Source organism: candidate division WOR-3 bacterium (assembly GCA_016926475.1).
Classification (GTDB): Bacteria; SDB-A; SDB-A; order SDB-A; family SDB-A; genus JAFGIG01.
Genome location: JAFGON010000021.1, coordinates 45,199 through 57,578 on the forward strand (window position 1 = coordinate 45,199; position 12,380 = coordinate 57,578).

A 12,380-nucleotide genomic window follows, 5' to 3' on the forward strand; every position below is an offset into this window, starting at 1 on the left:
AAAAAAAATCCCGTCAAGGGATTCTTGCTTTGTATAAGGATATAAAATCATGTAAGGGTCAATTAAATACCAGATGAAAAAACTTACAGATCCTCTTCAAATCAACCCATTCCTCTTCCTCGCAAAAAGCTTGGAGCGAATTGTCTCATATTCGCTCCTCGCTTTTGTTTATTTTCGAGTTTCAACAAACCGTGGTTTTAAAAAAATCAACCCAATTTGTCCCTCAAATACTCGTCTATGTTCCTTTTGAGAATTTCTTCAGCTATTTTCTTCATTCTGTCTAAGAATTCCTGTTTGTCCTCAATCGCTTTGGCTTGGCTCATACTCAGCCCGGACTTCTTCGCAAGTAAAAGCCTGCCTTCTGTTCCGCCATGTTCTTCGACAATTTTGTAAATCGCCTCAAGTTTGTCTCCCATGGATTCCTCCCTGTCAGCCGATTAAGGCTTCTTCGAAACCCGAAAGCGCTTTAGGCATTATGACATTGAGTAAAAGACCCATCGGCGCTTTTTTCGAATCTAAAAGCATTCCCCACATGAAATCCCCCATTGGTATGACGACAACCATTTTGTCGTCGACCAAATCTATTAAGTAGTATTTTCCCAGAGGGGGAAATTTGGATTCTTGAAGGGCCTTTTTTAAATAGTTTGTCATCTGATTGAACATAGCGCTTGCGGCAGGTTGGGTGTTAAATCCCGCTACAGACTGTCCGTCTTCTGCCGTGAAAATATCTGTCGCCAACAAACCATCTCCGACATCCTTTTTCAGAACTTCTACAGCTTTGTTCAAACCTTGAACATCCATGTTATCCTCCTTTTCCAAGTCTAAATTTTCAAAAGCGTTCACCATGTCAGCAACTTCGTCTTTTCTCTTGAAAGCCTCGAGCAACAGGTTCTCAAGAGTCATTGACACTTTGTCTTCGACCCCTTCGCCCAGGTCACCGATGTCTATTGTCACGTTCTCCCACGTCACTACATCCAGAGCCGCTTCGAGACCTTTTTTGTATTTTGTGTTCGCGTCTATTATCTCCCCCGCCCGCAACGACAACCCTCCCCTCTTGTCGCCGGAAGACACCGCCAAAGCGCAGGTCATCTTCTCCATGCCCACAATCTGAAGAAAAGTCGACAAATTGATGCCTTTCAAAGTCCCTCTTTTCCTCACCGACAGCTCTGATGTGATTATCTTCAGAAGCTGCTCGAAATCGATCGGCTTCTCTATGTAATGTAGTATCCCGCTGCTCTTCACCTTCTTTTCTATGTCGCTTGTCCCGAATGCCGTCATGACGATTATAGGAATAGCTGAAAATTTCCTGCTCATGTGGGCTATCAATTTGAAACCGTCTACCTCAGGCATCCTCAGGTCCGTTATGACGAGGTCTATGTCCTGGTTCTTCTCAAGAATACCTATGGCGACCCTCCCATTTTCGGCCGTTATTATCTCCGCGCCTTTCATTTTCTTGCTTATCTTCAAACCGTCAGATAGGCTTTTAAGAAAAAGCGCCTCGTCGTCGACAATCAAAACTTTACTCATACTTCCCTATTAATCAAATTCAGTGCCAAAACATTCAACTCTGCGATTGCCCTGCATATTGCGGTCTTCGCTGTCTTAACTACAAAATGCTTTATAGTATTTAAAACGCTCATTTCGAAAAGCTTAATAAAATTCAAAATGAACGGTTCAAAATAGACAAGTGGGCTATTTGATGCATAATTTACTGACATTTATAACCACGCAGTTTTCTCTTGAGGGTGGAAAGAGAAATTCCAAGGTCTCTCGCGGTCTTGGCTAAATTTCCTCTGTTTTCTTCCAAAACGCTTTTTATATGCTCGGTCTCCACATCTATGAGCTTAACGGTTTTTTGTCTTGACATCTCGGGGATTCCAAATTTTTTTTCGATACCCAGCAACAGCATCTTCGAAGGAAATATCTCGTCGCCAGTCGCCAAAATGACAGCCCTTTCTATTATATTCCTCATTTCTCTCGCGTTTCCATTCCACCCGTAAGCCATGAGTATTTGGATTTCGCTTTCAGGGATTTTCAGTTCTTTACCGCCGTCAATACTGTTTAAAAAATACAGCGCCAGGTCTCTTATATCCTGCCTTCTCTCTCTGAGAGGTGGTATTTCGATTCTAATGACATTCAGCCTGTAATAGAGGTCTTTTCTAAAGAGGTTAACTTCCTGGTTCGCGTCTATGTCCGAATTTGTCGCTGCGATAATTCTCGCGTCGGTTTTTCTCATAACGACGTCACCGAGCCGTCTGAATTTTTTTTCCTCGAGAACCCCTAAAAGTTTCGATTGAAGCGTCAGGGGCATCTCTCCAATTTCATCGAGAAGAAGTGTCCCTTGATCCGCGACTTCAAAAAGCCCTTTTTTATCCCCTTCGGCTCCCGTGAAAGCCCCTTTCTTATATCCAAAAAGCTCCGCTTCCACAAGGCTTTCCGGCAGAGCCGAACAGTTGACGCTGACAAAAGGTCCTTTCTTTCTGCTTTTTTTGTGTATTGTTTTTGCCAATAGCGTCTTACCGGTTCCTGTCTCGCCTGTAATCAGAACGGGAGAATCTGATTTTGCTGCAAAATCTGCCAGTTCCTCAATTTTTGTTTTAACCTCCGATGAACCTGCAAAGACAAGATCATCCTCTTCCTTCTGCTTTAAGTACCTCAAGTCTTCAATCCCTCTTTCGAGGTCGATGTGTTTAAGGCTTCTTTCAACGACGAGGATCAATTCTTCCAAGTTGAAAGGTTTGGACAAATACCAGAAAGCACCGACTTCTATGGCTTTGACAGCATTATCGAAACTCGGGAAAGCTGTCGAAAATATTATTTTCGCCTTATCGTTGTAACCGAGTATTTTTTCGCATATTTTATATCCCTCTACATCAGGGAGTTTCTGGTCTAAAACCACTACATCAACAGCTTCTTTTGAACATATCTCAAGGCCTTTTCCGCCTGTTTCAGCGGTGAATACTCTCATCCCTCTGCCGCTGAAAAGATCGGAAAGGGTCGAAGAAAAAATCTCATCGTCGTCTATGACGAGCAGGCTTTTGTCTTTCAGCAGCATCTATTCACCCTCGGTGAGTTGTATCAGCGCTTCAGTCCCCTTTTTCCCGCTCCTTATTTGGATTGAACCTCCCATTTTGAACAGGAGGTTTTTTACTATTGTCAAACCCATGCCGGTGCCTTTGGGTTTTATGGTGTAAAAAGGAAAAAATATCTTTTCGCTTAAATCTTCTGAAATTCCTATTCCGTTGTCTGTAATTTTCAGAAATACCCCTGACTCAGAGAGCGACACTTCAATTTCAATTTTCGGGTCCTGGGAGCCTTCTACGGCATCCATCGCGTTAGTTATCACGTTCAAGAGGACCTGCTGCAGGGCTCTTTCGTCAGCTTTTGCGAAAATAAACGGTTCGGTGTATTTAATGCTGAAGCCTATCCGTCTCTTGGTCATGTCTGTGATAATCAACTTGGAAAACTTTTCAAAAAATGACCTCAAACTGAAAGTCTTCATCTTGATGTCCTCATGGGCGTTGAAGACTTTAAACATCCTCAACAGATACTCAATTCTGTTAATCTCGGTCAAGACGCTTTCGAGATACTCCAATGTTTTTTTTTCCGGGAAATTCTGAATGTTTTCTCTTAGAACACTGGCCATCGTCTTTATAGAATTGAGAGGGTTTCCCACTTCATGAGAAAAGCCCGAGAAAATATATCCTATGTTGTCCATGGTCGCGGATGCTTCGGCTATCTTTTGAAGTCTTTCTTTCTCGGTGATATCGTTGACAAGTATTGCCGCGTTTCCCTTCGGCGTCGAGTATATAGAATAGCCGAGGGTCTTTTCTCCGTAACGGATTTCTCTCTGTCTTTTCTCCGGCCACAGAAGGTTTTTCCCGCTGATGCCGAGAATCTCTAAAATTTCATCACAGGAAGATGTCTGAAGGATATTTAGCGCGAAATTGTTTACGAAAAGAGTCTTTCTTTTCTCCGCGTCTATCAGGATAAAACCTGTTTCAATCTTTTCGATGATCTCGACGCATTCGATCTTTTCTAAATCCAAAAAAACCCCCTGGCCTAATTCTAACAGAAGTTACAGGTATTTAAAACAGGACTTTTATTCCCGTGGAGAGTTTTTGGTAAGTGCTTTCTTCAAACCTCTTTTCCCCTCCGTAAGAGAAGAAGAATTGTAAATTAGCAGATAAATAGGCGTTGGAGGTCAAATCCCAGTGCAAGACATAACCCTGACAGTCGGTCGCCCTGAGTTGAGCCGGAATTGTTTTTGTAGAATAGAAGTTATACGTCAGCCCCAATGAAAAATCAGATCTTAAAGCCCCTGAAAGCGACAAGCCGCCTGACAGATCTGTTTTGTAAAGGTTGAATTCACCTATTCCCGGGTAATTCAGGTAACCCCTGTATTTTCTCGCCTCCAATTCGAAGACAAGTCTTGGTTCAAGGCGGCCGAATTCCGCCCCTGCCAAAGTCTTTGTCGTAAACTCTTCGTAACTCGCCGTTTCGTCCAAAGAAAGCTTTCTGGAAGCATGCCTGTAAAAAGATAAATCCTCCCGGAAGCGAAAATTGGAATCGAATTCGTATCCGGCTGACAAACCGCCCTTCGATCTTGAAATATCCTCTTCTTCGGGAGAGCTGAAATAGTTCTCTATTTCAAGATACCCCCATATTTCTGAAATTTCACGGATGTATCTCCGGAAACCTGCGCGTAAAATCCTCGAACCTTTTACTGTGAAGTCTTGCTTCATGGTCTCTTCAGGATGAAAAACAGCCACGGCGAAGGAATTCTCTGAAGAATTTTGCTCAACAGCTTTTAATGAAAACAAGAAAAGAGTATTTCCTATCTCGGGAGAAAAATCTAAAACAAAGGAAACATCCGTCACCGGTAGAGAAGCGCCTGTCCGCTCCCACCTTCTTATGTATCTACCCCGAGGGTCAGGATAATAGAAATGGCCTGAGCTGTCATAACTGTAATTTCCTTCGTTTTCTTCAACCTCTTCGAAAATAGCCCTTCGAATATAATGTCTCGTTCTGGATAGAGAGTATTCCGTTTTCAGAAAAACTCTTCCCGAACTTGTCATCTGAAACACCGCTTTTCCCAAATAGAAAGAACTCTGCGGCGATGGGTTCAGGCGTCCGGGAAATTCCCTCTTTTTCGAAGCGTAAAACTCAGAAACGATACTGCTGCTTCTGTAAGACCCCTGAACACCCTCTTCCCTTCCGAGGCTGTATCCTTCTTTTCTGTCCGCTGTACATATAATTTTGTCGTCGAAAAGCGCGAATACGCTGAAAACGAACCTTTCTGAGAGCAAAAAAGCAATTTTAGCCCTGGCTCTGTCCGTGACAAACTTCATTGAATCTTCAGCGTTCTCTCTTGAAAGAGTAAGTTCCGGCCTGAAAATAGAATACGCGCATCCGCCAGTCAAAGAAGTATTAACCATGTTTCTTGAATGCTCATACAATTCCGTGGTGGAGTCGATTCTCTGTTCGATCCTGCCCAAAGAAATATATTTTGAAGAGTTTCCCAAGATAAGCGAAAGATATATTCTGCTCTTGTCGAAATCTCTGTTTTTTAGAACCCCGGCGTCGCCCCTAAAGACTATTACATTTTTCAAAGATAAGCTCAATTCCGATTTCCCCCAAAAACCTCCAGGACACAAAAATGACGAAAAATATTCAATTGGTGATTTATGTCCGTAATCATCAATCGGCGAAAATCTGTCTTCAAGAGAAACGATTTCCGATCCAAAACTGAAATTATCCCCTGACAGAGAAAGGTTTACGCCAGATGCGTAACCTTGGTTGTCCTCGTCGTCATCCCCGGAAAATAAATTTTTGTCGTATTCAGACATCGCTCCAGTAACAGAAAACTCGATGTTTCTGTTGCCGAATCCGGCAGACAAAGCTTCTACAGACTTGCTCTTTGCAGGGCTCACGCGTATCTTTGGGGTATAGTCGCCTGAATTTTCCCCTACATATCTGTACCCGGGAAGAGCGTCATCGTAAACATAATCCCCTTCGGTCGTATCGACCTTAAGAAATGAAACTTCGTAAGAACCTTTTTCGTATCCTTTGTAAACGTATACTCCGCCTTCCAATTCGTATGACCCTCTTCTCTGACCCACAAAAACACCGGCGTCGATCCATGCCTTGTCTATTGAGTCGCCGAGGTTCTCCAGGATTCCTATTGTCCTGTCGCTTAAGCTGAATCCGAAAGGCGCTTCTTTGACGTCGAAAAGTCCGGCTCTGTCGTATTTGACAAAAAAATCTCCTAAAAGAGCTTTTAGCGATACTGAATGAGAAAACCTTCTAAAAGCGTTTCCCGAAGCTTTATAAAAAACGACCACTCTGTCTTCGTCTTCGAGTTCTACATCCGATGAAAACGTTATAAAAGCTCCGTTGAGGTTTACAATTCTGTAATCTTCCGAACCGAGAGGTAGCCCGTTAAGATAAACCCTTTCACTTCCAGGGACTAAATTCCTGTTGTCTGAACTCTCTAGAATCGCGTAAGGTCCCTGAAAACCGAACTGGACCTCTATTGTGACAACTCTCGACTCCTCTTTAACTTCCCCGTAAGATGCCCCCGCCGAGAAATTCGAGCTGTTTATCTCTGCACGAGCTCCTAAAATATCGTCGGATAACTCTCCCGCCAGACCTAAATACCTTTGTTCTTCGATATCTCCGAGTGAAGCGCAAAACACAGGAGATTCGAGGGAAAGAAGAATTTTATCTAAATCTCCAAGCGGAACTGGGCCTTCATCTCCTCTACTGCTTATCTGTCCTCCGATCGACCAGTAGTCGTCTACTTCACCTGTGAAATTTACCGCCAAATCCTGTCTGATTTCTCCTTTTCCGGCACCGTTCCAAGAAAAACCGAAAGTTTTTTCCCCGCCAATTTCAATTTCCTCATTTTCTTCCAGTGCATTTACAGCCTCCAAGTCCAAAACATTGGTTGTGTCTTGAATCTGAACAGGTGAAAAAACCGCGTAAACTCTTTGAGAAAACTCAAAAACAGGCACGTATTTAATCGTCAGTGTTTCCATAAACGTATCTGGGAAAAATATAGTTCCATTGACAGGGTCTATTTCAGCAGTTGGAACGAAGGGATCTATCTGAACCGAATTTATTACAGCCGGTCCGTCGCTAAAATAGTGCAAACCCTGAAACGGCGGATAAATTGTATCTTGAGAAAAAACGAAAGCTTCGATAAGTAAAAAAAACGTCTGCACTATATCCAAGAGCGCGTGGCGAGAGAATATTCGATGATTTCATCTTCATCGAAAAATATTCCTATTTCGCGCGAAGCTGATCTGTCGGAATCAGAAGCGTGAATGATATTCTGCCTTATCCTCATTCCGAAATCTCCCCTTATGGTCCCAGAATCAGCCTTCATCGGGTCGGTTGCCCCGCACATCATTCTCACCACTTCTATCACGTTTTCTCCCTCCAGGACCATGACAACCGAAGGTCCGGAGGTGATAAATTCGACTAGAGAATCGTAAAAATCCTTCCCCTGATGTTCTTTGTAATGCTCCTGAGCTTTTTCTTTGGTTATGACAGTGAGTTTCATTGCGACTATTTTCAGTCCTCTTTTTTCAAACCTTGATATTATCTCGCCGATAAGTTCTCTCTGTAAAGCATTAGGTTTGATTATCACAAGCGTCCTCTTCAAAAATCCCTCCTTTTCATCTTAAATCGCCGCATGATCTTAAGGTTCTGGCGAAGTCCGCTTTTGTGGGCAAGTTTTTCTCGTCAAAAGCGAATACGTCTCCACTTTCCAAATCAGACAAAAAAACCCCTTCTTCTTGCTGTTTTGAGACAAAATGCCTTTTAGCAAAAAAAAGCAGCCATTCATCTTGTTCGCATATTACTGTTATAGAAGATCTCGCGAGTTCATGCCGTACAATGCGGTTAATATCCTCTCTTTGAGTTAGGACTGAGGCAGTGTGAGGGGAACCGATTATACTCTTGGTCGAAGAAATGGAAATCAACGTGGGGTATAAAATGCAGAATAAACCGGTAAACAAAAAACATTTATCTGAAAAGATTGTTGAGATCAAGAAAAATAAGTATGAGCAAAATAATCCCACTATAAATCCGATGATTACACCCTCTCCTTTTTCAATATAATTCAACAACAAAAAGAACGCCGACAATTTCCCGTAAATTCTTCCTGAAGAAAGCGCTTCCGGGTTCGAAAAAAGGTATAGGCCTCCTTTTCCCACATCGATTTTATGTATTATTGGCGTAGAGGCATAACGCCTTTGACCACTTGGAACCAGTGAAATCATTCCATTCGTCAATGTCATATTCAAAGGCGTCAACTCTGTAATCATTGAGTTGACGCTGCCGGTAATCACCGGGAAAAATTGAGAGCTCTTTTTGATGTCCCAAACAGTATCTCCCTCTTTAAATTCAATGGAAGAAATAGAAAAAATTCGACGGGTGCTATCGGTGCGGAAAATTATAGCTGTTGAAAGTTCTGTCTGCGGCAGCAAATTGGAAAGCAGAATCAGGTTCCATGAGTTCGGTTTTACTACAAACACCCCTTTGTTTCCATTTTCAATCCAATCCAGTATTTTTTTTGTTTTCTCCGTCTCCAGTGATTCTGATACCACCCACACCTGATCGAATATTTGATTTTTACCGAGGGTGCTGATTTTAAAAACATCACATCTGCCGGCTTTCAAAAAGTTCTCTGCGTTCAAAAAAGTTCTGTCGAACTCATGGTCTGGTATATGATAAACGGAAGAGTGCTTTTTCAGGTTTTCATCTCCAAGAAACAGTATTTTTGGATTTTTTTTCACTTGACCAAAAAAGGGTATGACGCTGGAAAACAGCAACATCGTACCTATGAAGAGGGAAAGCCTGGATCTTTTTTGAACGTCGCTCCATGATAAAAAGAAACTGCAGGCAAAAAAGCCTATCAGGCAAGCCAGTGGATTTAAGGGTAAAACAACCAAAAGCGACAAAAGAGAAAAATAACTCTTTTTTCCATATCCCTTGAGGCTAAATGAAAGCCCGTAGAGCAAAGCTGAAAAATCAAAAATTATGGGATCTGCGTTCAGGTTAAAACCAGAAAGAATCCCCATAGTAGTCTTCATGAACATAAAACCAACTGCGATCAAAGCGAGGGTTTTTCTTTTTTCCCCTTCAAAAAACGCAATTGCTGAAAACAAGGCGACTAATTCGAAATAGTTGCCCAAAGGTGTCAAGAAAAGGAAAATGACAAAAAAGCAGGAAACCCACCTTCCAGAACAAACCGAAAGAACGCAAATGGACAGAGCCATGAAAATCGCCGACAGCCCATATACTTCAATTTGCTGGAAGAGGAGAAAAACTGAAAGAGCCGAAATCGTTAAAATCGGGTTTTTAATTTTTTTCAGTTCAATCCTGGAAATGCTTTATCAGCCTCCGAGTCTTTCTTTGAGCAAGTTTAAAAACATCCCAACCCCGAGCGTCAGAGCATCTTCGTCGATGTCAAAATAAGGAGAATGATGAGGGTGTGAGGCGGCTTTATCCTTGTTTCCCGACCCCAGAAACGACATCGCGCCTGGATATTTTTGAAGGTAGAAAGAAAAATCCTCCGCGACAGCGAGTTTTTTGTCGCTTACAACCTTTTTAATACCATCGGTTCTAAGCGCCGCGTTTCGAAAATACTCGGAATTTTCCGTATGGTTGACCGTCGGAGGGTAGCTCGCAAAAAGTTTGAAAAGGGTTTTGACTCTGTAAGCACGTCCGATATTCTCCGTCAATTCTCTTACTCTTTTCAGGATCATGTCTCTTGTCGATTCGTTGAAAGCTCTGAATGTTCCGCTCAAAACAGCCAATTCAGGGATGATGTTGTGGGCATCTCCCGCCTTAAACTGACCAACTGTTACGACCGAGCTCTCCAAAGGATCAGTGTTTCTGCTTACGACAGACTGCAACGCGAGGACTATATTGGAAGCGGCTACAATGGGGTCGTCCCCGAGGTGAGGTTGAGCTCCATGAGATCCTTTTCCACTGATGATTATCTCGAATTCGTCCGCGGAAGCTAAAAATTCTCCTGACGGACAGATAAGAGTTCCTGTTTCCACACCAGAATAAAGATGTATGCTGTAAGCTTCTTTTGCTTTGTATTTTTCGAGAATTCCGCTTTCGACCACTTTTTGACCTCCGGCTCCGCCTTCTTCGGCAGGCTGAAAAACCAGAAGAACCGAACCTCTTAAGCCAAGGTCTTTCCGGGCCAGTATATCCGCTACTCCCAGCAGCATAGCCATATGCCCGTCGTGTCCGCAAGCATGCATGACGTTGTCGTTTTTGGAAGAATACGAAGCGCCGGTCTTCTCTTGAATTGGAAGGGCATCCATATCCGCCCTCAGAACAACACAAGGTCCTTCTCCGTAACTTTTGTATCCCGCGACAGACGTAGACACGAAATTATTTTCTACCTTGAATTCTCTTTCTATCAAATACTTCGAAATAAAACCGGCCGTCTCAACTTCCTTCCACGACAACTCGGGATTCATGTGAAAGTGCCTTCTCAGTTGGATCAAGTGGTTTTTAAAATTTTCAGAAATATAAGATTTCATACTTTTCCTTCTTGCCGGGAGTGGGAATCGAACCCACATGGTGTAAACCGGCGGATTTTAAGTCCGCTGCGTATACCGATTTCGCCATCCCGGCTTTTTTAGGCGGCGTCCGGACTTGAACCGGAGAATAGCGGTTTTGCAGACCGCCGCCTTACCGCTTGGCTACGCCGCCACAAAAAAAAGCGGGAGACGGGATTCGAACCCGCGACATCCACCTTGGCAAGGTGGCGCTCTACCAACTGAGCTACTCCCGCGATTATTTTTGATTTTATCAGAGGCAAACTTTGTGTCAAGTTCTATCTAAAACCCATCGCTGTCGAAGCGTCTTTACCGAGAATCAAGATAACTCTGTCTTCCTTTAAAACTTCGGAAGGCAAAGAGACGCCGAGTGATTCATCTCCTGTGAAACGATCGCTGAGAATATTCATGTATTGAGGAAGGGTTTCCTCTGCTCTTGAAGAAGCTACTGAAATATCGTTCAGACAAGACATAAACAAAATATTGTCATCCCATTCCTTTCTATGCCTTGGCCAAAGCGCTCCTCTCTCCTTCTCTATGGATCTGCAAGACGCGTGGATAAATATCGGTTTTTCTGTATTGGAAGAATATATATCCGACGGCCTGAAAAAAATCCTCCCTGGTGAAAAATAGAGGCATTTGTGAAAAGGCGCTTCCAGGGAATATTTCCTCAAAAAAATTTCGCTTAAATAAGCCAGACATTCCATAATATCAGAAGTATCTTCATCTCGGGCTGTTGTATAGAAAATCCGGGTGGCAAAATTTTCAGGAGGAGAGAAGAAACTGTTTGCTTTTTCTATTTTGTAAATTCTGCCCGTCATGCTCAGAAAAGAGTCTATTTCCCTGAGGTTTTGGTCAATAAAACCCGTAGCGACTGGCTGAAAAAGACTTGCATTGTTCACCACTATAACCCGCAACGTGTCTGAATGAATTTGCTGTTCTGGATCCAAAAAACCTCTTTTTTCACCTGTCAAATCGACGGGTTCGGGAACAGAACAGCCAAAAAGAACCGTCAACAGAAATAAAACCGCTGATTTGTCAATTCTCGATGACAATTATATCCTTTATGTTTTCGTTTTCGTAAATCCTCTTGCCTTCAGAATCCAAAAACCTGTAAAAAGGAATGAGAACAGGCAGTGGATTTTTTTGAATTGCAGACCTGATAACACTCGGTTTGAATTTCTTCTTGCCTTTTTTCACCGTGTTTACACCTACTGGATTTTCGTATGATTTAGCCCATCCGCTCGAATGGACGGCTTTAAAAATTTCGGTGAAGGGGCCTTCTCTTTTAGCAATGTAATCCCAGTCAATGGGTATTTTTTTTATATTTTTGTCGTCGAGGTTGTTGAAAGATTCTATGGTTTTTATCCATTTTCCCAGCCATTTCTTTTCCCTGTCTTCAAAAATGTGGTCCCTTGAAGCTTCCTCGTCAAGCCAGTCGAAAAAAAGATTTTCCGCGATTTGGTCTCCTTTCGCCAGAGTGATTTTCACGACTCCTTTGATTTCAACAGAGACTTTTTTCCCGGTCACTTTCACGTTGGCTCGTGCGGCGAGAAAAAATTCGTTGTTCTTGATCGAAGAAAGGTTGAGGTCTCCTGAGGCGTAGAGGATACAGTCTTTATATAAAGATGAAGATCTCTCTTTTTTTGGGGGTATTTTTTTGTCGTTGAGAACAGGCGCTTTTTTGTTGTTTTTCGTTTTACCAGCCGCAGTCCCGACGGTTTTTTTCGCGGGTTTTTTTATATTCTTTTTAACTGCTTTCAGCGATTTTTTACTTTTCAAAATTCCACC

10 protein-coding genes and 3 tRNA genes are annotated in these 12,380 nt (G+C 42.7%); all 13 read right to left on the reverse strand.

Annotation, left to right across the window (positions count from 1 at the left end; all coding sequences use genetic code 11):
* Window positions 1-206: 206 nt before the first annotated feature.
* Entirely contained in the window at window positions 207-416 is a 210-nt protein-coding gene (locus JXA84_01665; protein MBN1149909.1) for a hypothetical protein, read from the reverse strand.
* A 13-nt stretch (window positions 417-429) separates the two neighbouring features.
* Window positions 430-1,527: a response regulator gene (locus tag JXA84_01670; protein ID MBN1149910.1), complete on the reverse strand. Its 1,098-nt coding sequence runs from the start codon at window positions 1,525-1,527 to the stop codon at window positions 430-432.
* Window positions 1,528-1,708: 181 nt separating this feature from the next.
* Window positions 1,709-3,055 (reverse strand): sigma-54-dependent Fis family transcriptional regulator, encoded by a 1,347-nt coding sequence (locus JXA84_01675; GenBank protein MBN1149911.1) that lies wholly within the window; start codon window positions 3,053-3,055, stop codon window positions 1,709-1,711.
* On the reverse strand, window positions 3,056-4,048 hold the full coding sequence (locus tag JXA84_01680; protein ID MBN1149912.1) for a HAMP domain-containing histidine kinase: 993 nt from the start codon (window positions 4,046-4,048) through the stop codon (window positions 3,056-3,058).
* 40 nt (window positions 4,049-4,088) lie between these two features.
* Complete coding sequence (locus JXA84_01685; GenBank protein MBN1149913.1) at window positions 4,089-7,226, reverse strand: hypothetical protein; 3,138 nt, start codon at window positions 7,224-7,226, stop codon at window positions 4,089-4,091.
* Window positions 7,226-7,669, reverse strand: a complete 444-nt coding sequence (ndk, locus tag JXA84_01690; GenBank protein ID MBN1149914.1) for a nucleoside-diphosphate kinase — start codon at window positions 7,667-7,669, stop codon at window positions 7,226-7,228. The genes JXA84_01685 and ndk overlap by 1 nt, the downstream gene beginning before the upstream one ends.
* 13 nt (window positions 7,670-7,682) lie before the next feature.
* Entirely contained in the window at window positions 7,683-9,287 is a 1,605-nt protein-coding gene (locus tag JXA84_01695) for a hypothetical protein (protein MBN1149915.1), read from the reverse strand.
* Between the two features lie 117 nt (window positions 9,288-9,404).
* The gene (locus JXA84_01700; protein MBN1149916.1) at window positions 9,405-10,571 is read right to left on the reverse strand and encodes an amidohydrolase; all 1,167 of its coding nucleotides are present in this window, start codon (window positions 10,569-10,571) and stop codon (window positions 9,405-9,407) included.
* Window positions 10,572-10,583: 12 nt separating this feature from the next.
* Window positions 10,584-10,665, reverse strand: a tRNA-Leu gene (locus JXA84_01705).
* Between the two features lie 6 nt (window positions 10,666-10,671).
* Window positions 10,672-10,743 (reverse strand) — tRNA-Cys (locus JXA84_01710).
* 9 nt (window positions 10,744-10,752) lie between these two features.
* Window positions 10,753-10,825: transfer RNA gene (locus tag JXA84_01715), tRNA-Gly, on the reverse strand.
* A 42-nt stretch (window positions 10,826-10,867) separates the two neighbouring features.
* Entirely contained in the window at window positions 10,868-11,605 is a 738-nt protein-coding gene (locus tag JXA84_01720; GenBank protein ID MBN1149917.1) for a hypothetical protein, read from the reverse strand.
* 22 nt (window positions 11,606-11,627) lie between these two features.
* Window positions 11,628-12,371 carry a hypothetical protein gene (locus JXA84_01725; protein MBN1149918.1) on the reverse strand — a complete coding sequence of 248 codons (744 nt, stop codon included), beginning with the start codon at window positions 12,369-12,371 and terminating at the stop codon, window positions 11,628-11,630.
* Window positions 12,372-12,380 lie beyond the last annotated feature (9 nt).

Coding starts and splice junctions, on each gene's coding strand:
- JXA84_01695 (MBN1149915.1), bottom strand. CDS start 9,287: ATGGCTCTGTCCATTTGCGTTCTTTCGGTTTGTTCTGGAAGGTGGGTT.
- JXA84_01670 (MBN1149910.1), bottom strand. CDS start 1,527: ATGAGTAAAGTTTTGATTGTCGACGACGAGGCGCTTTTTCTTAAAAGC.
- JXA84_01665 (MBN1149909.1), bottom strand. CDS start 416: ATGGGAGACAAACTTGAGGCGATTTACAAAATTGTCGAAGAACATGGC.
- JXA84_01675 (MBN1149911.1), bottom strand. CDS start 3,055: ATGCTGCTGAAAGACAAAAGCCTGCTCGTCATAGACGACGATGAGATT.
- JXA84_01700 (MBN1149916.1), bottom strand. CDS start 10,571: ATGAAATCTTATATTTCTGAAAATTTTAAAAACCACTTGATCCAACTG.